This window comes from Pseudomonas sp. NPDC087803 (assembly GCF_044742995.1).
GTDB lineage: Bacteria > Pseudomonadota > Gammaproteobacteria > Pseudomonadales > Pseudomonadaceae > Aquipseudomonas.
Genome location: NZ_JBIUVO010000001.1, coordinates 46,986 through 68,698, shown reverse-complemented (window position 1 = coordinate 68,698; position 21,713 = coordinate 46,986). Strand labels below are relative to the sequence as shown.

The following is a 21,713-nucleotide window of genomic DNA, read 5'->3' as shown; positions in this document are numbered from 1 at the left end:
TGACGATTGCGGGCGTTGGTTTCGATCACAAATTGCCAACGCCACCGTCCACCAGCAACTCGGTCCCGACCACGTAAGCCGATTCATCAGAGGCCAGGTAAACGGCGGCTTTGGCCAATTCCCACGGTGTTCCCATACGGCCGATCGGCACCAGTTGGCGAATCCGCTCGCGCAACGCCTGCTGCTCGGCGGCAGGCAAGCCGAGTTTGTCCAGCGCTGCCGTTTCAGTGGGGCCGGGACTGAGTCCATTGACGCGAATGCCTCGCCCGACAAATTCGCCGGACAGGGTGCGCGCCAGTGACAGCAGCCCGGCCTTGCTCGCGGCGTACGCGCTGCTTTGTGCAAGACCGATCCTGGCGCTGACGGAACCACAGAGGATCACCGAGGATGGATTGGCCAGCAGCGGCAGCAGCGCCTGGATCAGGAAGAACGGGCCCTTGAGGTTGATCTGCATGAGCTGATCCCAAGCCGCTTCGTCCCAATCCTCGATAGAGTGGTGAGTGACGTCGCCGGCGTTCACGAACAGCACGTCCAGCCGCGGCCAGACTCCGGCCAGTTGGCGTGCCAACGCCTGTTGGCCAACACTGTCGCCAGCATCGCTCTGGATCGCCAACACAGCACCGCCCAGTTCGTGCCTGACCGCCTGCAAGGCACTTGCGCTGCGTCCAGTGACCGCGACTGTCGCGCCTTCGAGGACAAACTGACGGGCGGTTTCCAGGCCGATGCCCGAGGTGCCGCCAGTGATCAATGCGAATTTGTTCTTCAGCCTCGACATGTCTTGCGCCTCTGCAACGGGTTGGATAGCCATTCTCAGAGCATTAGTATCCTTTGACCAGTAGGCACCTTTTGCATACCAAGGGACGGAGTTGATCCTCATGAACACTGAACAACCGCTGCCAGGCGCCACCGATTTGCCGCTGAAACCGCCCTCGGGCTGCCCCATGGTTGATTTCGTCAATCTGATTTCCGGCAAGTGGGCCATTCCGATCCTGTACCGGCTGATCGTGCTGGACTGCCCGGTGCGTTTCAGTGATCTGCAGCGCGCGGTGGCACCGATCACCCAGAAGGAACTGACGCGCCAGTTGCGCCTGTTTGAACAACGCGGGCTGGTGACGCGCACGGTCTATGCGCAGGTGCCGCCGCGCGTGGAGTACCGGATCACCGCACTGGGTAGAACCCTGCAAGGGACGCTGGATTCGCTGGCGCAATGGATGCGCATCAATGCCGATCAGCTTCGCCATCCCCAGTGCGAATAACGCGGATACCCAGGCGCTAAGCTGCAAACATGCCCCAGAACATGCCGATGACCACGACCGCCATCGCCGCCGTGCAACTCCAGCCCAGAACTTTAAGCCCGGGCGCAATGACGAAGGAGCCCATGATCTTCGGGTGCGATGCCATCAACATCATGATGAACATGATCGGCACTGCAATCACACCATTGACGACAGCGCTCCACAGCAACGCCTTGATCGGGTCAATCGGCGCAAAGCAGATCAACACACCCAATAAGGTCGACGCCGCGATGATGCTGTAAAACGCTTTGTTGGCCAGGGGTTTGGCCGACAGGCTGTTGCGCCAGTGAAATGTTCCGGCGACGGCGTACGCCGCAGAACCTGCCAGGACGGGAACCGCCAGTAGTCCTGTGCCAATGATGCCGGCGCTGAACAACCAGAAGGCGAACTCACCGGCAATCGGTCGCAAGGCACTCGCGGCCTGCTCGGACGTCTGGATGTCCGTGAGGCCATGCAGGTGCAGGGTGACAGCGGTGGTCAGCATGATGAAAAACGCGACGATATTCGAGATCCCCATGCCGATCAGCGTGTCGGTGTTGATGCGGGTGAAGTTGGCTTTTGCCTGGTTTGGCGCATCGATCAGTGATTGGGCCTGCGGATCGGCCTCCAATTCCTCGACTTCCTGGGATGCCTGCCAGAAAAACAGATAAGGGCTGATGGTCGTGCCAAAAATGGCTACCACGATGGTGATGTACGCCGGTTTCCACGACAGCTGAGGCCAGGCAGTGTGCTCAACCACCTGGCCCCAGGGAATGTGCACGGCAAACACGATCCCCACATAGGCCAGCAGCACCAGGGTCAGCCACTTGAGTACGCGCACGTAACGCTTATAGGGAATGAACACCTGCAGCAGCAGGGACACGATGCCGAAGCCAACGGCATAGAAGTGCGGCGATCCACCGATCAACAGCTTCAATGCCGCGCCCATGGCGGCAATGTCCGCTGCAATATTGATGGTATTGGCAAACATCAACAGCGCGACGATCCCGAATAACAACGGGCGAGGGTAATGCCTTCGAATATTGGTCGCCAGCCCATGCCCGCTGACGCGACCGATCCTGGCACTGATGATCTGAATGCCGACCATCAACGGAAACGTCAAAAACAGGGTCCAGAGGGTATTCAGGCCAAACTGTGCGCCGGCTTGCGAATAGGTGGCAATCCCGCTGGGATCATCATCCGCGGCCCCCGTGATAAGCCCGGGCCCGAGTTTTTTTACCCATGAACCGTGGCTGACAACCGCAGGCTTCTCGATGGGCGTTTTATTGTTCATTTTTTTCTCAGGGAGAAGAACTGCCACACCTGTTTTGATTGATGTTTTTTTCAACAGGATTCAGAAACGCCTGAAGAGGCGTTGCCACGGGTTTGACTATAGACGCATACCCGGATGTGCACCGGCCCGGGCAGGTTAAGCGGGAAATTTCCTACAGCTCGCAGTGACGAGTCCTACATGTTCGCCAGTGGCTGTCAGCGATCATTTTCAGCGGAACGAAGTACTCGTCATTTCGTCGCCCTGAAAGATTCGCTGTCAGCACCGACCGTTACAAGTCAAACAATCAACGGTGTGTTTTCAATGCATTTTCAGGTGTGAATTCAGAAGGGCGAGTAGTTGTTTCAAAAATAACTATCCCATCGAGATTCAGTCATGAAAAAGATTGTCGTTGTTACTGCCGCTACCGTTGTAATGGGTCTGGCTTCCCTGGCGAACGCCGCCACTCCGCCTACTGGCAACCCGGGCACTATTCGCTTCACCGGTGAGATCGTTTCCGGCGCGTGCGGTATCGATGCCAACTCCCTGGACCAGACCGTTCCACTGGGTCAGGTACCTGCCAACACCTTCAAGGCCATCGGTGATCGTTCGAGCCCTGAGAAGTTCGACATCGTCCTCACCGAGTGCGACACCTCGACCCAGAAAAACGCCCGTTTCACCTTCACCGGTGTGCAGGATCCAACCGTTCCAGAGCTGTTCGCCACCACCGGTCTGGCGCAGAACGTCGGTATCCGTCTGCAGGCCAGCGCCGGCGAAATGCTCGACAACGGTAAAGAGCAAGTGGCTCCGGTAGTTCTGCAGAACGGCAACAACACCGTTTCGTTTGCCGCCATGTACGAAGCCACTGCGGCCACCGTCACTACCGGTGAAGCCGACAGCGTTGCCAACTTCACCGTGGCTTACAACTGATACGCCCGTATCAGTGAGGTAAGAGAAAGGGGTGCAAACCCCTTTTTTTATTGCGCTTGAATTATTCGATAGGGTTTCTCCCTTGTACCGTCGCACTTTCATTCTGTCCTCTCTTTGGTTGGCAATCAGCCAGGCTCAGGCTGTCGAGTTCAATTCGGACTTTCTGAATATTGATAACGACAAGAATGTCAGCCTCGGGCAGTTTGTGCATGCCGACTACACCGTGCCCGGCACTTACTTGCTGGATATCGCTGTCAATCAACGGTACTTCGGCACGCGCTCGATTGAATTCAAACCCGGCGCCGACCCACAGCAAAGTTATGCCTGCCTGAGTCTGGATCTGGTGCAGACCTTCGGTCTCAAGCCGCAGTTGCTGGCAAGCCTGCCGCGTACGGCGGACGCGCAGTGCGTGGATCTGGCCAGCGTGCCCGGCGTTAGCATCAAATACCTGAAGAATCTCGCACGCCTGGCGATCAGCATTCCCCAGGCATCGTTCGAGTACGACGATCCCAACTACATTCCGCCGGCGGCGTGGAGCAATGGCTTGAATGGCGCGTTGCTCGATTACCGGGTGATCGCCAACTCGCGCCAGTCCTCGGCGTCTGGCAATTCCACTCGTTCGAACTCGGTGCAGAGCTACGGCACGGCTGGCCTCAACTTCGATACGTGGCGGGTGCGCGCCGACTATCAGGCTCAGTTGCGCAACGACAGTCAGGGCGACGACATCCGCGACAAGGCTTTCCAACTGAACCGCTTGTACGCCTATCGCGCGTTGCCCTCGATCCGCTCGAAACTGTCGGTGGGCGAGGATTACCTGAACTCGGACGTGTTCGATACCTTCGCCCTGCGCGGCGCGACCCTGAGCAGTGACGACCGTATGTTGCCGCCCAATCTGCGCGGCTATGCGCCGTTGATCAGTGGCCTGGCACGTACCAATGCGACGGTCACGGTTTCCCAGCAGGGGCGCGTGCTGTATTCCACCACCGTGACTCCGGGCGCATTCAGCATTCAGGACCTGAACAGCAGCGCCCAGGGCACGCTGGACGTCACCGTGCGCGAAGAGGACGGTACCGAGCAGAAATTCACCGTATCCACCGCAGCGGTGCCGTTTCTCGCCCGCGAAGGCGAGTTGCGCTACAAACTGTCCGGTGGTCAGCCACGGCTGGACGGCGCGCGCGGGATCGAACCGGGTTTTGTCGCTTCGGAACTGGCGTACGGCTTGTCCCAGGACTGGACGGCGTATGGCGGCGTGCTGGCTTCCTCGGGTTATCTGGCTCACGCCGTCGGGCTGGGCAAGGATCTGGGCGCGTTCGGCGCCTTGTCGGCCGACGTCACCACCTCCCGCGCCAAGCTGCGCTGGAGTGGTGAGCAGGTCACCGGTAACTCTTACCGCATCAACTATTCCAAGCATTTCGATGGCATTGGCACCGACCTGCGTTTCCTCGGTTATCGCTTTTCCGACAAGACCTTCACCAACTTCTCGCAGTTCATCGGCGACCCTGATTCCTACTCGATGAACGCCGGCAAGCAGCGCTATTCGGTGATCCTCGCCAAGAGTTTTCCGTGGCTGTCCACCAGCCTGTCCTTCGACCATTCCACCTATTGGGATGCGCCGGATGCCGATCGGGTCGGCGTGTCGCTGGCGCGCAGTTTTTCCCTGGGCAACGTCAAGAACATCAACGTCAACCTGTCGGCGTACCAGACGCGCAATGCCTTGCAGAACGACTCGCAGATCTACCTCGGAGTGACCATCCCGCTGGGCGGCAATTCGACGATGTCGAGCAACATCCAGCACAGCGGCTCGGGTGGTTACGCCGGCAACGTCGGTTACAGCCACGATACCGGTGAGGGCGTGAACTATCAGGTGTACGGCGGCGTCGGCGACAACCGCTACGTCAATGCCTACGTTGGCAAACGGACTTCGACTTATCGCGCCAATGCCTCGGTCACCACCGATGGCAGCACCTACAGTTCGGCCACCGGCGAGATCGACAGCTCGCTGGTGGTGACCCGCTATGGCGTGGCGGCCCACGGCAACGGCTCGAACGGTGACACCCGCTTGCTGGTGTCCACCGACGGCGTGCCGGACGTGGCGTTTGCCGGTCGCGCCCGAACCAATCAGGACGGTTACGCGGTCATGGATGGTTTGCCGTCGTTCCAGGCCTATGAGGCCCGGGTCAACATGGAAAAGTTGCCGCTCAACACCGAAGTCAGCAACCCGATTCAACGTCTGGCGCTGACCGAAGGCGCGATCGGTTACGTGAATTTCCCCGCGGGGCAGGGGCACAACGCGTTCGTCACGCTGCTGTTGGCAGATGGCAGTGCGGTGCCGTTCGGGGCCTCGATTCAGGACAGCAATACCAACAAGGAAGTGGGCATCGTCGGCGAGGACGGAGTGACGTACCTCTTGGGCGTGAAAATCGATGCCCGCCTCGTGGCGCGCTGGGACGACAGCAAAAGCTGTTCCCTGGCCGAACTGCCCGTCGAAGACGTCGTGACCAATGTCTCGCATCCCTTGCGCTGCCTGTAGGGCGGCACCCTGACTTTTCCGGAGATTTCCTATGAATTGCAAAACCAACTTGCAGCGCTGCAAATCGCTGCTCCTGACGCTGACCCTGAGCCTGCCGCTGCTGGCCAACGCCGCCGTGGTGCCGGATCGTACCCGAGTGATTTTCGAAGAAGGCGCACCGTCGGTGAGTGTCACCGTCGGCAATCGCAGCCCGGAACTGCCTTTTGTCATTCAGTCGTGGATCGAGGACGAAAGCGGCAAGAAAATCAGCTCGCCGTTCATGGTGCTGCCGCCGTTGCAGCGGATCGAAGCCAAGGAAAGCACCATTCTGCGCATCGTCAAACTGCCCGATACAGAGTTGCCCAAGGATCGCGAATCGGTGTTCTACCTGAACATCCGCGAGATCCCGCCCAAGACTCAGGCGGTCAACGCGATGCAGATTGCGCTGCAATCGAAAATCAAGCTGTTCTACCGTCCGAGCGGAGTGAAAAGAGAGCGGGGCGCTGATCTGGCGTTGGGGCTGAACATCAGGATCGACCCGACCGCCAAGGCGTTGCTGGTGGATAACCCGACGCCGTTTCATATCACCATCGTCGGTTTGCAGGCCGGACCCGAGAAGACCGCGATGCCGATCGACACGGTGATGCTCAAACCGATGAGCAATACCCGTTTTGCGTTGAGCCAAACCGGGTTCAACACCTTGCGGGTGCTGAACATGAACGACTTCGGTGGTCAGACTGATTCGCTGTTCCAGTGCGCCGCCAACGTGTGCAAGGGCGTGCAGAAATGACGGGCTGGTTGCGCCGGCATCGACGCAAGGCGCTGCAAGTGTGCGTCGCGTCGTTGCTGCTGGGGTTTTCCCAGGCGTCGATGGCGCTGTTCTGCAAGTCGATGACCAATGGCGACTACCTGAGCGAGTACATCGGCCCGGTATCGGTGCCGGACAGTGTGCCCGACGGTACGATCATCTGGCGCTCAAGAACCCAGGTGGTGCCGGCCCAGTGCTGGAAGCCGTACGATATACACTTTGCCGAAAATGATCCGATCTATTTCTACGGCAACCCGGCACGCCTGGACGCCACGCCATGGGGCATCGAGTTCGGTCTGGTGTACCGAGGCGTCACGGCGTGGGATGGCGACTGGAGTTCCAATCCGGCCATGGGCGTCAACACCGGGTTCGTCTCTCCGGGATGTCCGACGGCAGGCACCGCCGATGAAGTTAAAGCCTGTTCGATGGTCTACCCCAACATCGCGTTTCAGGTGGTAATCCGCAAACGCGGACTACTACCGTTGCAGCGTCCGACGCAGGATACCTACGACGTATTCCAGTTCGACGGCCTCTACGGTCTGAACGGCGGGCCGTCCAACCCGTTCGGCAACTTCCGTTATCAGCTCAGCGGTTTGCAAAACATCGTTGGCACCGCCTGCACCGTGGATGTCACGGTGACGCCGGAGCCAGGCATCGTCGATTTCGGCGTGGTGCAGAAAACCGCTACCGGTTTTTCGCCGCCCAACCCAACGAGGCCGTTCAGCCTGGCGCTGGACAAGCACTGCAGTACGCCGGTCAACATCGGCGCGACGTTAGTCACCGCCAACCAGCAGGGCGAGTACAACATTCTGCCGGCGGCCGACAGCCAGTTCGCCATTCAGATCCGCGATGCGAAAAACAACCTGCTGCCGATCAACGAGCCGTTCGATCTGGCCAGTTTTGCCGCAGACGTGAGCCATATCGACGTGCCGTTGAGCGCATCCATGGTGTCGCTGGGTGACCCACAGGTCGGGCCGTTCAATGCCATCGTGGTGGTGCAGGTGGTCTATCACTGAGTTTGATGGGGGCTTGGTCTGGCAGGTCGACGGTCGTCTTCTTGGGAAATTTCCTACAACGCATAAGGATAATTCCTTCATCGACAGGCTGCCGTTGCCGCCAACATTGTGCCCTCGGTTTTGTAACAAAAATGGAGGGTGACGATGACCACCCCACGTGTTCTGGTGATGGAAAAACATGGGTTCGAGCGCAACATTCTGGCCAGGATGCTGCGCCAGCTCGGCATCCATGAGGTGCTGCAAGCCGAAGACGCCGAGCAGGCAATGACCGCCATGCAACGCAGCGGCGGCGTCGATATTGTCCTGTGTGATCTCGGGGGCAAGGGGCTCGACTGCCTGGAACTGTTGCGTTATGCAAGTCCGATCGGACTGGTCAAGGCCGTGGCCCTGTTCAGCGAACACCAGCCGGAATTGCGTCGTGCCGTGGGGCAGATGGCAAGCCTCTCCGGGCTGCAATTGCTCGGTGTACTGGATGTGCCGTTGCAACTGGGTGCGCTGAATCGCCTGCTCAAAGGCTACCGCTGCCCGCCGCCGCCTGTGTTGCAGGCCTTGGCGGTCACCGAGTTGCCCAGTGAGGAGGAGGTGCGCCGGGGTCTGGCGATGGGCGAATTCCGTGGCTGGTTCCAGCCCAAACGCGCGATGAACAATGGCCGCCTGGCCGGGGCCGAGGCTCTGGTGCGCTGGGAACATCCGCACAAGGGTTTGCTGTTACCCAAGGATTTTCTCGCCGCGGTGTTGGCGTACGATCTGATTGACGAGATGTTCAAGCAGGTCTTCGAGCAGGGTCTGAATATCCTCGGCATTCTGCGCCGGCAGGGAATCGCCCTGGAGTTGGCGTTCAATCTGCACGCTTCGCAACTGTCCAGCCAGCGTCTGATCGAGCACATTCAGCGCGCGTTGCAGCGCCATGGCATTTGCGGCTCGGTGCTGATATTCGAGCTGGCGGAGAACGGTCTGCTGGACCTGCATCCGCAAGTACAGGAAAACCTGTTGCACATGCGCATGCTCGGCTGTGGTCTGTCGATCGACGATTTCGGTTCAGGTTTTTCCTCGCTCAAGCTGCTGTGCCAATTGCCCTTCAACCAGATCAAGCTCGATGGCCAGTTCGTGCAGAACCTGAGCGAGCCGAGAAATCGCGCCATGGTCGCCAGCACGCTGGCACTGGCCCGCTCGCTGGACATGACCCTGGTGATCGAGGGTGTCAGCAGCCGGCAGATTCGCGATGCACTGGTCGCCATGGGCTGCCAGATCGGCCAGGGTTTTTACCTGGCCAGGCCGATGTCCGGCCACGACCTGCTGCAATGGTTGCACCAAGCCGCCTTCGAGGCGCAGAACGTGCCGACAGATTAGGCAGATACTCTCCAGAAATTTCCTACAATTCAGTCGTGTTCGTGTACTTTTGTTGAGCTATCGACTGGCCGGCTGGTTCATCGTTGCACCATGGACGTCTTGTCACCGGAGTCATCCGGCGTGTCTTACAGGGGTTTACATGTATAAAGCTTTGATTGTGGATGACCATCCGTTCATTCGCTCTTCGGTCAAGATGCTGTTGGAGCACGAGCAGTTCGAAGTGGTCGCCGAGGCTGACAACGGTGCCGACGCCGTGCAGCTGGCTCGTGAGCATTTGCCGGACCTGATCATTCTGGACATCGCCATCCCGCGGCTTGACGGGCTTGAAGTGCTCGGGCGTATCGCCGCGTTGCGCCTGCCCAGCAAGATCCTGGTGCTGACCTCGCAATCGGCGCTGTTCTACTCGATGCGCTGCATGAAGGCTGGCGCTGCCGGCTTCATTTCCAAGACCAATGAGCTGGATGAGTTGGTCAAGGCGATCAAGACCGTGATGGACGGCTACACGTTCTTCCCCAATCTGGCCAACAGTTCGGTGCGGCGCAGCGATGTCGAAGCCACCGATCTGGAGTTGATCCAAAGCCTGTCCGACCGCGAGCTGGTGATCCTGCAGCAACTTTCCATGGGGCTGACCAACAAGGAAATCGGTGACGCGATGCTGATCAGCAACAAGACTGTGAGCACCTACAAAACCCGTCTGATCGAGAAGCTCAACGTCAAGTCGGTGGTGTACCTGGCTGACTTTGCCAAGCGTAACAACCTCATCTGAATGAACAGACTTCTGAAACATTGCCTGGCAGGTGCTGCCTTGCTCTGCTCGCTGGCCAGCGGCCTGGCGTGGGCCGCCGCGCCGCAAACCCTGCACCTGCTCGGGCGCTCCAGCGTGGCCGATTACAGCGTCGGCCTGGATGAGGCCGACTGGAGCTGGCTGCGCAGCAAAGGCACGTTGGTGCTGGGGTCTGCCGCGCCGGATTACTTGCCGTTCAGTATCACCAGCAATGGCCGGGATTACGAAGGTGTGACGGCCGACTATGCCCACCTGCTCGGCGAGCTGTTGCACGTCAAGGTCCGAGTCCAGCGCTACCCCTCGCGGGCCGAGGTGCTGGCGGCGCTCAAGGCCGGTGACATCGACCTGTTGGGCAACGCCAACGAGTTTGAAGCCGCCGACCCCGAGCTGGTGTTGTCCGAAGCCTATGCCGAAGATCAGCCAACGCTGGTCAGTCGCGTGGGCGACAGCCAGAACCTTGATCCGGAGCTGGCCGACAAACGTGTCGCCATGCTTTATCACTACTTGCCGCCGGAGGCCGTCGAACACTTCTATCCAAAAGCGAAGCTGCAACTGTACCCGTCAACCCTCAGTGCACTTGGCGCGGTGGCATTCGGGCAGGCCGATGTGTACCTCGGCGATGCGATCAGTGCCAATTATCTGATCAACAAAAACTACTTGAACAACGTGCAACTGGCCGACTTTTCGCGCATGGAAGTCAGCAACTTCTCTTTCGCCCTGAGCCGCAACAACCCGCGTCTGTTGCGTATCATCAACGCCGCGTTGCTGGAAATCCCGGTCACTGAGCGCATGACCATCCTGCGCCGCTGGAGCGCCGGCGGCGCGAGCATGCCGGGCCAGCATCAGTTGCATTTCAGCGTCAGCGAGCAGCGCTGGCTGGACAAGCATCCGCGGTTGCGCGTGGTCGTCGATGACAGCTTCCTGCCGTTGTCGTTTTATAGCGAGGAAGGCGAGTTTCGCGGGATCAGCGCCGACGTGCTGTCCAAGGTTTCATTGCGCACCGGGTTGAAGTTCGATGTGCAGCGGGTGGGCTCGGTTGGCGAAATGATCGAATCGATCGTCAGCAACAAGGCTGACCTGCTGATCACCCTGACGCCCAGCGCCGAGCGCGAAAATGTCCTGCGCTTCACCCGGCCGTACCTCGCCACGCCCTTTGTCCTGGTCAGCCGCACGACCGCCGGCAGCCCGAGCACGCTGGACGACATGGCAGGCAAACGCCTGGCGGTGATCACCGGCAATGCCACGCGCGACATGCTTACCGAGCAATACCCGAACATCCACCTGGTCGATGCCGATAATGCCCAGGACGCCATGGCCATGGTGGTCAACGGCGAGGCCGACGCGGCCGTCAATTCGCTGATTACCGCGCGTTACATGATTTCCCGTCAGTACCGTGATCGCCTGCGCATTACCAGCACGGTGGGGGTGATGAATGCCCGGATCGCATTTGCCACCGCCCGTGGCTCGCTGGAGCTGTATTCGATTCTGGATAAGGCCTTGCTGAGTATCGCCCCGGAAGAAATGGACGAATTGACCAACCGCTGGCGCAGTGAAGTGGTGGTGGGCGACAGCTATTGGCTGCGAAATCGCACAGCGATCATTCAGGGCTTCGTCGTAGCCGCCGTATTGCTGTTGATTGCACTGGGCTGGATCGCCTACCTGCGGATGCTGATGCGCAAGCGCAGACAGGCTGAGCAGGCGTTGAACGATCAGGTGGAATTCATGCGCGTACTGATCGACGGCACGCCGCATCCGATCTATGTACGTGACCGTGACGGACGCTTGTTGATCTGCAACACCGGTTATCTGCAGGTGTTCGGTGTCGAGCGCGAGCAGGTGATCGGCAAGACGGTACTTGAAGGCGTGCTGGGCAATCCGGAGGAAGCGGCGACCTATCACCGTGATTACCAGCAGGTCATGCAGGACGGCCTGCCACAGATTCAGGATCGCAGCCTGAGTATGGCTGACGGTCAGGTGCTGACGATTTACCACTGGATGCTGCCGTATCGCAGCAGCAATGGCGACGTCAGCGGGATGATTGCCGGCTGGATCGACGTCAGCGAGCGCCAGCGCCTGCTCGCCGAGCTGCGCGAAGCCAAGGAGGGCGCCGACGACGCCAACCGCGCCAAGACTACGTTCCTGGCCACCATGAGCCATGAGATCCGCACGCCGATGAATGCGGTGATCGGCATGCTGGAACTGGCGCTGAAAAAAGCCGATCAAGGCGTGATGGATCGCTTTGCCATCGAAGTCGCTTCCGGCGCTGCTCGCGGTTTGCTGGATCTGATCGGCGATATCCTCGACATAGCCCGCATCGAGTCGGGGCGATTGTCGCTGGCGCCGGAGCGCGCCAACTTGCGCGAGTTGCTGGAATCGGTGGTGCGTATTTTCGAAGGGCTGGCGCGACAGAAACATTTGCAGTTGCAGCTGGATCTGGATGCGCGGGCCAACCGTGAGGTGCTGGTCGATCCGCTGCGCTTCAAGCAGGTTATTTCCAACCTGTTGGGCAACGCCATCAAGTTCACCGCCGAAGGGCAGGTGCGTCTGAGCGTGCGGGTCGAGCCACAGGCCGATGATCAGCACCTGAGTGTGGTCATCCGGGTCGAAGATACTGGGCACGGGATCAGTGAAGAGGATCAGAAACGCCTGTTCAGCCCGTTCACCCAGGCCGCCAACCACAACCAGTCCGCGCGCAGCGGCTCGGGCCTGGGGCTGATGATCAGCCGCACGTTGTGCGAAATGATGGGCGGCCAGTTGACCCTGACCAGCGCGCTGCACAAGGGCACGCAAATCGAAGTCACGCTGGACCTGACCACCCTCGAACCGCTGGCGCAATTGCCGCCGGCAGAACCAGAGAGCCGCGCCGGCGGCCAGCGTCTGAATATTCTGGTGATCGATGATTACCCGGCCAACCGTCTGTTGCTGTCCCAGCAGTTGAGTTATCTGGGGCACCGGGTGGTCGACGCCGAAGACGGTGCTCATGGTTTGCGGGCGTGGCGCAACGGCAATTTCGACGTGGTGATCACCGATTGCAACATGCCGATCATGAATGGCTACGACCTGGCCCGGGCCATCCGTGACGATGAAGCCGCGCGCGGGTTGACGCCGAAACTGATCCTCGGTTTCACCGCCAACGCCCAGCCGGAAGAAAAGGATCGTTGTCGGGAGGCGGGGATGGATGATTGTCTGTTCAAGCCCATCAGCCTCAAGAGCCTGACCGCACGCCTGAGCCAGGTGATGGGCGACGAGCCGAGCGTGCTCGTCAGTGACGAGCCGGTGTCCGAATCCACCGAGGTGATGGATCTTGCAAGCCTGGAGCAACTGACCCGTGGTGACGTGGCGTCGATCAAGAGTCTGCTCGGTGACCTGGCTGCGAGCAACACCGAGGACATGGCGCGACTGATGCAGTTGTTCAGCAAGCATGACTTGCCGGGCCTGGCGGACCTCGCCCACCGGGTTAAGGGCGGGGCGCGGATCATCAAGGCCCACGCGCTGATCCACAGTTGCGAGGTGCTGGAAACGGCCTGCAACGGCGCGGACTCGGCGCAGGTGACCGAGGCGGTGGATGCCCTGCATCAACACATGGATCACTTGGCCGAACACCTCGACGACTATCTCGCCTGATCCGTCCAAACCCTGAGGGTGACGGATGTTTGCCCGTCGCCCGCCCTCTGTATTCCCGACACTTTCCCGCAAAAAACACCGGCCTCATGCCTGAGGCCGGAGTGGCGCAAACCTGCGTGCTTTTTTTGTTTTTCAAAGCGTTGCTTGGGAAACGTCCTACAGAGCGCCTTGCAGCCTTCGGATAGTTTGTCGGCACTGACTGTGCACAGGCAGTACCACAAGCATCAATCCGCAGGGGGAGTGGTTTCCCCGGGATTACTTTTCAGGCTGGAGCAGTAGATGACGAATACACAACGGGTAGGTATCTGGGGAGCGCTGTTGGCACTGGTCGCTGCGCTGAGTGCCTGCGCCAGCGCGCCGGCACCGGACGACCAGATTGTTCTGGCGAAAAACGCCGTCAATCGTGCCGTTTCGGCAGACGCCACGCAGTACGCGCCGCTGCAAATGAAAGCCGCTCAGGACAAGCTGTTCCTCATGGAGCGGGCCATGGGCGAGCGCGATTTCGCACAGGCGCGGACTCTGGCCGAGCAGATCGAGGTCGACGCCAACCTCGCTGAACGCCAGGCGCGCGCGGTGAAGTGGCAGCAACAGTTGCAGCAGTCCCGCGCCGGTATTCAGGTGCTCAAACAGGAAATGCTGCAGGCCCCGGACACCGGTTTCACCCCATCGGCCAACGCCGGCGAATAAGGAAAAACTCATGCGACACTCAGTACGTATTCCTGCCGTTTCGCTTTTCGCAGTCCTGATGGCCGGTTGCGCCGCACCGCCGCTCAACAGTCATCTGCAACAGGCTCACGCGCAGTTCAGCGCGCTGCAAGCCAAGCCGCAATCGAACACGTTGGCCGCACTGGAAACCAAAGACGCGTTCATCGCCCTGAACAAGGCGGACGCGGCGTCGAACAATGATCGCCGCGACCCGGCCGTCGATCAGTTGGCGTACCTGGCCAGTCAGAAAATCGCGCTGGCCGAGCAGACCATTCTCGGTCGCGAAGCCGAAGCGAGCCTGAAGAACATCGCCGCCGAGCGCACTCAGGTGCAACTGGATGTGCGCACCCAGCAACTCAAGGCGTTGCAGGCGCTGAAGGCGAAGCCCACCGAACGTGGCCAGGTCATCACCTTCGGCGATGTGCTGTTCGATACCGGCAAGGCCGATCTGAAATACGGCAGTCAGCGCAACTTCCAGCAGTTGGCAGATTTTCTCGCGGCCAACCCGGAGCGCAAGGTGCGCGTCGAAGGCTTCACTGACACCGTCGGCAGCGACGAACTGAACCTGCGTCTGTCCGAGCGCCGTGCTGCCTCGGTGGCTTCGGCCCTGGCGCAATTGGGCGTCGACAGCCACCGCATCATCACCGCCGGTTACGGCAAGCAGTATCCGATTGCCGATAACAACAGCAGCCATGGCCGCCAGTTGAACCGTCGGGTCGAGGTGATCGTGTCGAACAGCGCCGCCGTCGTCGGCACTCGCAACTAAGGCTGGATTCAGCCGCTGAAACGCCCGCTTTCCGCCTGTCGGTCAGCGGGTTTTTTGTGCGTGATACCCGCGCTCACGCAAGGAAATTTCCTACAAGGCGACGGGCATGTTCCTACAGGGTTTGTCCTGTCGCATCCCGATAATGAACCTCGTTGAAAGGCCAACCGCAACCCGGTGAGCCATTCACCAGTGGATGAAGCCCGAGCGGGTTTCACAAGCCTCCTCATTATCTGGATAAATGTTATGAACAAGTTTGCGCTCAAAAGTCTGGTTGCTGCTGTCGTTCTCGCTGCGGGTTCTCAAGCTGCCATGGCGGCTGACGGCGAAATCAATTTCGTCGGCACCGTGACCGATAACACCTGCCCGGTGGTCGTGACTGACCTGAACGGCTCGGCCGGCGCTGGCGATGTAGGCCTGGGCAACGTACCGAAAACCGCACTGGCCAACGTCGGCGACGTCGCTGGCGGCGGCGCCTTCACCCTGACCATCGACACCAACGCCGCAGGCTGCAGCGTCACCGGTAAAAGCGCCACGGTGAAGTTCCTGTCCCTGAGCGGCAACGCCGGTTCCAGCGGTCAGTGGATCGGCATCACCCCGGATGCAGGCGCGGCGACCAACGTCGCCGTACAGATCAAGGACGCCACTGGCAAAGACGTGCAGTTGGGCCTTGAGTCGGCACCGTACCTGGACCTGACCCAGCCACTGCGTTTCACCGCCAACTACATCGCTACCGGTGTTGCGACTTCCGGTCCGGCCAACGCCAAAGCGGCGTTCACCGTCGACTACGAGTAAGCCCTGTTGATGCGCCGCTGCTGTCCTGGATGGCAGCGGCCATCCCCTCGCTCGTGCCAGTGGCCGGGCGGCCAGAGGATGATCGAAATGAAAAAACTGACTTCCCCCCTCAAAATCGCATCGGCCATCGCGCTGCTGTTGGGTAGCACATTGGTGAGCAGCGTCAGTCAGGCCGGTGTGATGCTCGGTGGCACGCGGATCGTGTTCGACGGCAGCAAGCGTGATGCGTCCATCACCGTCAGCAACACCACCTCGCAACCGTACATGGTGCAGACCTGGGTCAACACCGAGGCGGATGACATGACCACGGCGACGCCGTTTGTCTCGACGCCACCGCTGTTCCGTCTCGATCCGCGTAAAGAACAGATGGTGCGTATCCAGAAAGTCGCGGGCAATCTGCCGGCGGATCGCGAATCGGTCTTTTATTTCAACGCCCAGGAAATTCCGGTGGCCAGTGAGGGCAATGCCAACACGCTGAAGATCGCCATGCGCACCCGGGTCAAGTTGTTCTATCGCCCGACGGGCCTCAAGGGCACCGCGCTGGATGCCGCGTCGCAGTTGCAATGGAGCCTGACGCAGGAGCAGGGCCAGGCCGTGCTGGTGGTCAACAATCCATCGCCGTACCACGTGTCGTTCATTGGTGTGACAGCCAAGTCGGGTGCACAGAGCGTTGAAGTCGCCGAACCGAAAATGGTCGCACCGATGAGCAGCCAGCGTTATCCGCTGCCGGGCTTCAAGGGCACCAGTGGCGAAGTGGTGTACTCCGCGATCAACGATTACGGCGGCTACACCGATCCCAAGAGCGTTGCGCTGAGCAGCGCCCGCTGACGCTTCATCCCTTTTTCCTTGCGATTGAATCGGCGTGCCACACCTGTGGCGCGGCGGCAGAGTAGTGAGTATTGCCATGCGAATCGAAGCCTCCTCCAGCTCCCGTTTTACCGTGCCGTTTGCGCCGCTGCCGTTGTGGGTGGCCGTCGTGGCCGCGTGCCTGGGCAACGTCGCCCACGCCGGTGAACCGGCGAAGTTCGATGCAGGTTTCATGCAGTCGTTTGGCGGGGCCAGTGCCGGTCCGAACCTGGACCTGGACGCCATCGGCAACAGCGGCAGCATCGGCCCGGGCACCTACCCGGTGGTGATTCGCCTGAACCAGAGCTTCTTTGATCGTCGCGACATGACGTTTGCCAAAGACGAGGCCAGCGGCGAAGTGCGCGCGTGCCTGTCACCCGCATTTTTGCAGGAGCTGGGGGTGAAGATCGAAGCCTTCCAGGTGCCCGGTGAAATCCTCCCCGATTGCATGGATCTGGCGGCGCTGATCGACGGTGCGTCGGTGAGCTTCGATGCCGGTCACCTGGCGCTGGACATCAGCGTGCCGCAAATCGCCTTGCGCCGCGATGCGGCCGGCTATGTTGCACCTTCGGAGTGGGATCGCGGGATCAACGCGGCGATGCTCAATTACCAGTTTTCCGCCGCGCAGACCCACAGCGATGCGCGCGGTAGCGGCAACCAGTACAACCTCTATGCCAACGGTGGTTTCAACCTCGGCGACTGGCGTTTTCGCTCCAGCTCTTCGTTCCGTCAGGACAAGGAGGGTGGCAGTGACTGGCAGCGCAGCAACACCTATGCGCAGCGCGATATCACCTCGCTCAAGGGCACCTTGACCCTCGGCGAAAGTTTTACCCCGGGCGATGTGTTCGACAGCGTGCCGTTTCGTGGCGTGCAACTGGCCTCGGACATGGGCATGTTGCCGGATTCGATGCAGGGCTATGCGCCGATCATTCGCGGTATTGCCGAAACTCAGGCCAAGGTCGAAGTGCGCCAGAACGGCTACTCGCTCTACACCACCTACGTGGCGCCGGGTGCCTTCGAGATCGACGACCTCAACGCCGCCTCGGGCAGCGGTGATCTGGAAGTGATCATCACCGAAGCCGACGGCCGCGAGCGGCGCTTTACCCAGCCGTACGCGACGCTGGCCAACATGCTGCGTGAGAAAACCTGGCGCTACAGCGTCACGGCCGGTGAGTACAACGCAGCCAACGGCGGCGAGCGCCCGATGTTCGGCCAGGCCACGGCGGCGTACGGTTTGCCGTTCGACCTGACGTTGTACGGTGGTTTGCTGGGTGCCGACTTCTATCGCGCCGGCACCGTTGGTGTCGGCAAAAGCCTGGGCAGTCTCGGTGCGGTATCGGTGGACGTGACCCAAGCGCAGACCGATGTGCCGACGTCGGTCTCGGCCAAGGGTGAAAGCAAGAAAGGCCAAAGCGTCGGCTTGCGCTATGGCAAAGCGTTCGAGACCGGCACGTCGGTGCGTTTCGCCGGTTATCGCTACTCCACCGAAGGCTATCGGGATTTCGCCGAGGCCGTGGATTTGCAGCAACCCAACGAATACAGCCAGTTCTCCAAACGCAGCAAGGTCGAGGCCAGCATCAACCAGGCGCTGGACAATTACGGCTCGTTCTACCTGAACATGAGCAAACAGAACTACTGGGGCACCTCGCGCGAAGACAAGCAGATGCAACTGGGCTTCAACACCCAGTACAAGGGCGTGACCTATGGCGTATATGCCAGCAAGACCCTGACCGACTCGTTCGGTGACAACAACCAGTTGGTGTTCACCGTCTCGATGCCGCTGGGCCAGTCGCGCAACACCGGTACGTTCAGCGTGACCCGCAATAACGATGGCAGCCTCGATCAGCGTGCCGGTCTGAGCGGACGCGACGGCAACCTCAACTACAGCGTCAACGCCAACCGCGTGGAGAACACCGGCAACAATGGCTCGGCGATGGTCGGCTATCGCGCACCGTTTGCCCAGTTGGGCGCGGGGGTCAGCGTCGGCCAGGGCTACAAGCAGACGTCGGTCAGCGCCGCCGGTTCGGTGCTGGCGCACAGCGATGGCCTGGAGTTTGGCCAGACCCTCGGTGAAACCGTGGCGCTGGTCGAGGTCAAGGACACGCCGAAGGTCGGCGTGCTCAACGCGCCGGGCACCCTGACCAACGACAAGGGCTACGCGCTGGTGCCGTACGTCACGCCGTACCGCAAAAACCGCGTGGCAGTCGACACCAGCGAGCTGGATACCAGCGTCGACATCGCCGAAGGCGTGACCAACGTGGTGCCGCGCCGTGGCGCGGTGGTCAAGGCGACGTTCGCTGCGAGCCGTTCGGAAAAAATCCTGCTCAACGTGCGTTTGCAGGACGGCAAGTTGCTGCCGTTCGGCACCACGGTGCATGACGAGCAGGGCGCCAGCGTCGGTGTGGTAGGGCAGGCCGGTCAGGTGCTGCTGTCCGCCGGCAGCGGCAAGACCTACACCATGAAGTGGGGCGAGAAAGCCGCACAAACCTGTGAAATTCAACTGGATATCGGCAACACCCCGGCCACCGATGGTTACCGGGTGATGGATGCCGTGTGTCGAGGAGTTCGTCCATGAAACACATGAAAACGTGGAAAAAGCGCCTGCTGCTGAGCGCGTTGGCGGCGGTACCGTTTGTGCTGTCAGAGATGGCGTTGGCCGACTGTAGGTCAACCAGCGCGACCCAGAGCGTGCACCCCATCGGGGATGTGTACATTCCCCAGGATGCGCGTGTGGGATCGACCATCGGTCTGGTCAAGTACACCCGGTTCCCGATCATCAACTGCACGACAACCGTGCCGTTTTCGATCCAGGCCAACATGTTGGGTGCGAAGTTGCCCACGGTCACCGCAGCCATCGGGGCTGTACAAGGTAGCCAGCTCTACGCCACGAACATTCCCGGCGTCGGGGTGGGGATGGTCAACGAGAGTCGCCCCAGCTACCTCTGTCTGACCTCCGGCAGTTGGTACTTTCCGTTGACGTTTGTCGGCTGCAATAGCGGTGGTTTTGCCTCCAATACCAACAACAGTCTGATCCTGATCAAGACAGGGCCCATTCCAGCGGGCAACCACGATTTCGGCAACTTGCAGGTGTATACCGTCACGATCGACAACAATGGCACGCCGTTCGACTGGATCGACGGCCGCCTGACCGGCAGTGTGACCGTGGCCGGGTGCAGCATGCCCGAAGGCGTGGGCAGCATCATCGACGTGCCGATGAAAAACTGGGAGCGCCGCGTATTCAACGGGCCCGGCAGTGTGACCGAGACTCAGGGCTTCAACATCACCCTGGAAAGCTGCATTGCCGGGACCTACACCGGTAACCCGACCTGGAACTATTTCAGCGGCAACACCGCCAACATCCGCCTCGACGGCGCCAAAGGTTCGATGATCGTCGATGGCACCCAAGGCGTACTCGGGCTCAACTCCGAAGCCACCGCCAGCGGCGTTGCCGTGCAAGTGTTGAAGAAGGACGGCACGCCGATGCCGCTGGGCGTCGAAGTGCCGGTGATGCCGGTGCAGGATGGCAACACCGTGTTGGAATTTGGTGCACGCTACATCCAGACCGCTGGCAATTCCACAGGCCCACAGCCGGGCAGCGCGACGGCCACGGCGAACTTCACCATTACCTACAAGTGAAGGCATAGAACCTGCGCAGATTCATGTCAGGGTTGTTGTCGTGAAATTATTCGTATAGATTTTCATGAAATTATAAAAACATAATTTCATGAGGCGCCGAATGTTTCAGCAATCCCCGCAGCATGTCGCCAGTTATTACGCCCACAGTTGCGCCGATATCCTCAGCACTCGGCCGGCGCTGGCAGGTGAGCACGATACCGACGTGGTGGTCATCGGCGCCGGTTTCAGTGGCCTGCACACTGCGTTGCGCCTGGCCTTGGCTGGCAAGCGCGTCACCGTGCTGGAAGCCAGTCGCGTGGCGTGGGCCGCCTCGGGGCGTAATGGCGGGCAGGCGATTCTGGGTTGGTCGTGCGACATGCCGCCACTGGAGGCAGCGCTTGGATATGAGCGCGCCCGGCGTCTGTGGAACGGCATGCGTTGGGCCGCGCAGGAACTGCGTGAACTGCCCGATCGTCATGGTTTCGATTGCGACTACCGCCCGGGCCATTTGTGGACGTCGGTGATGCCGCGGCGGGTCAGCCTGCTGACTGAATGGCAACACGAGGCCAGTCACAAGTGGGGCCACGATGGCCTGCAGTTCATTCCCCGCGCAGACCTGCCGCAATGGGTCGCCAGTGAACGCTATCAGGCCGGCCTCTTTGACGCCGAAGGCGCGCACCTCAATCCGCTGAAACTCGCCCTTGGGTTGGCTGTCGCCATCGAGCGTGCCGGCGGGCGCATTCATGAACAAAGCAAAGCGTTGAGTTATCAGCAGGAGGGCAACGGTTTTCGGGTCAACACCGAGCGCGGCTCGGTGAAGGCTGATGTGCTGGTGCTGGCCTGCAACGCCTATCTCGATCAACTCGATCCACAACTCTCAAGCTGCATCCTGCCGGTCGGCACCTACCAAGTCGCCACCGCGCCGCTGACGCCGGAGCAAGCCACCGCGCTGCTGCCGAGCAACGTCTGCGTGACCGACAACCAGTTCGTCCTCGATTACTTCCGCCGCACGCCCGACAACCGCTTGCTGTTTGGTGGCGGCTGCACTTACCTGGGCGGTATGCCCAAGGACATTGCGGCGGCGACTCGGCCGTTTCTCGAGCGGGTGTTTCCGCAACTCAAAGGGGTCGCTCTGGAGTTCGCCTGGGGCGGGCACATCGACCTGACAATCAAACGCACCCCGGACGTTGGCCGTGAGGGTGATCGCTATTGGTTGCAGGGTTACTCGGGCCACGGCGTGCTACCGACGCTGGCCGCCGCCCGCGCCGTGTCCGAGGCGATTCTCGGCAAGGAGGATGAATTGGCGTTGTATCAGGGCCTGAGCAATGGCCGCTTCCCCGGCGGCAAATACCTCGCCGCGCCGCTGGAAGCGGTCGGCAAGGCCTGGTATCGACTGCGCGACAGCATTTGATGAAAAATTTTCT

The 21,713-nt window shown here is 60.5% G+C and carries 17 protein-coding genes; 15 read left to right on the top strand and 2 right to left on the bottom strand.

Annotation, left to right across the window (positions count from 1 at the left end):
- Positions 1-25 precede the first annotated feature (25 nt).
- Positions 26-775: an SDR family oxidoreductase gene (locus ACIOUG_RS00310; RefSeq protein WP_401061603.1), complete on the bottom strand. Its 750-nt coding sequence runs from the start codon at positions 773-775 to the stop codon at positions 26-28.
- Between the two features lie 100 nt (positions 776-875).
- Here ACIOUG_RS00310 and ACIOUG_RS00305 point away from each other — a divergent pair, with 100 nt between their 5' ends.
- Positions 876-1,256: a winged helix-turn-helix transcriptional regulator gene (locus ACIOUG_RS00305; RefSeq protein WP_401061601.1), complete on the top strand. Its 381-nt coding sequence runs from the start codon at positions 876-878 to the stop codon at positions 1,254-1,256.
- A 16-nt stretch (positions 1,257-1,272) separates the two neighbouring features.
- Here ACIOUG_RS00305 and ACIOUG_RS00300 read toward each other — a convergent pair whose 3' ends face one another.
- Complete coding sequence (locus ACIOUG_RS00300; protein ID WP_401061599.1) at positions 1,273-2,568, bottom strand: NRAMP family divalent metal transporter; 1,296 nt, start codon at positions 2,566-2,568, stop codon at positions 1,273-1,275.
- A gap of 372 nt (positions 2,569-2,940) precedes the next feature.
- On the opposite strand from ACIOUG_RS00300, the gene ACIOUG_RS00295 reads away from it, so the two are divergent.
- The 14 genes from ACIOUG_RS00295 to ACIOUG_RS00230 all read left to right on the top strand — a co-directional run bounded on the left by ACIOUG_RS00295 (position 2,941) and on the right by ACIOUG_RS00230 (position 21,700).
- Positions 2,941-3,474 (top strand): fimbrial protein, encoded by a 534-nt coding sequence (locus tag ACIOUG_RS00295; protein WP_103483453.1) that lies wholly within the window; start codon positions 2,941-2,943, stop codon positions 3,472-3,474.
- Between the two features lie 82 nt (positions 3,475-3,556).
- Positions 3,557-6,004: a fimbria/pilus outer membrane usher protein gene (locus tag ACIOUG_RS00290; protein WP_401061597.1), complete on the top strand. Its 2,448-nt coding sequence runs from the start codon at positions 3,557-3,559 to the stop codon at positions 6,002-6,004.
- Positions 6,005-6,035: 31 nt separating this feature from the next.
- Complete coding sequence (locus ACIOUG_RS00285) at positions 6,036-6,773, top strand: molecular chaperone (RefSeq protein ID WP_401061595.1); 738 nt, start codon at positions 6,036-6,038, stop codon at positions 6,771-6,773.
- Positions 6,770-7,807 carry a fimbrial protein gene (locus ACIOUG_RS00280; RefSeq protein WP_401061593.1) on the top strand — a complete coding sequence of 346 codons (1,038 nt, stop codon included), beginning with the start codon at positions 6,770-6,772 and terminating at the stop codon, positions 7,805-7,807. The genes ACIOUG_RS00285 and ACIOUG_RS00280 overlap by 4 nt, the downstream gene beginning before the upstream one ends.
- A gap of 144 nt (positions 7,808-7,951) precedes the next feature.
- Positions 7,952-9,157, top strand: coding sequence for an EAL domain-containing protein (locus ACIOUG_RS00275; protein WP_401061592.1), 1,206 nt, complete (start codon positions 7,952-7,954; stop codon positions 9,155-9,157).
- Between the two features lie 139 nt (positions 9,158-9,296).
- Positions 9,297-9,923, top strand: coding sequence for a response regulator (locus ACIOUG_RS00270; RefSeq protein WP_401061590.1), 627 nt, complete (start codon positions 9,297-9,299; stop codon positions 9,921-9,923).
- Positions 9,924-13,565 carry a transporter substrate-binding domain-containing protein gene (locus ACIOUG_RS00265; RefSeq protein ID WP_401061588.1) on the top strand — a complete coding sequence of 1,214 codons (3,642 nt, stop codon included), beginning with the start codon at positions 9,924-9,926 and terminating at the stop codon, positions 13,563-13,565. It begins immediately after the preceding gene.
- A gap of 279 nt (positions 13,566-13,844) precedes the next feature.
- Positions 13,845-14,252 carry a DUF4398 domain-containing protein gene (locus ACIOUG_RS00260; RefSeq protein WP_401061587.1) on the top strand — a complete coding sequence of 136 codons (408 nt, stop codon included), beginning with the start codon at positions 13,845-13,847 and terminating at the stop codon, positions 14,250-14,252.
- A gap of 10 nt (positions 14,253-14,262) precedes the next feature.
- A complete protein-coding gene (locus ACIOUG_RS00255; protein WP_401061586.1) occupies positions 14,263-15,036 on the top strand; it encodes an OmpA family protein in 774 nt (257 codons plus the stop codon).
- 243 nt (positions 15,037-15,279) lie between these two features.
- The gene (locus ACIOUG_RS00250) at positions 15,280-15,828 is read left to right on the top strand and encodes a fimbrial protein (protein ID WP_401061584.1); all 549 of its coding nucleotides are present in this window, start codon (positions 15,280-15,282) and stop codon (positions 15,826-15,828) included.
- Positions 15,829-15,915: 87 nt separating this feature from the next.
- Positions 15,916-16,656, top strand: coding sequence for a molecular chaperone (locus ACIOUG_RS00245; protein WP_401061583.1), 741 nt, complete (start codon positions 15,916-15,918; stop codon positions 16,654-16,656).
- Between the two features lie 76 nt (positions 16,657-16,732).
- The gene (locus tag ACIOUG_RS00240) at positions 16,733-19,249 is read left to right on the top strand and encodes a fimbria/pilus outer membrane usher protein (RefSeq protein ID WP_401061581.1); all 2,517 of its coding nucleotides are present in this window, start codon (positions 16,733-16,735) and stop codon (positions 19,247-19,249) included.
- Positions 19,246-20,310 (top strand): fimbrial protein, encoded by a 1,065-nt coding sequence (locus ACIOUG_RS00235; RefSeq protein ID WP_201137660.1) that lies wholly within the window; start codon positions 19,246-19,248, stop codon positions 20,308-20,310. The genes ACIOUG_RS00240 and ACIOUG_RS00235 overlap by 4 nt, the downstream gene beginning before the upstream one ends.
- A 100-nt stretch (positions 20,311-20,410) precedes the next feature.
- Positions 20,411-21,700: an NAD(P)/FAD-dependent oxidoreductase gene (locus ACIOUG_RS00230; protein WP_401061579.1), complete on the top strand. Its 1,290-nt coding sequence runs from the start codon at positions 20,411-20,413 to the stop codon at positions 21,698-21,700.
- Positions 21,701-21,713 lie beyond the last annotated feature (13 nt).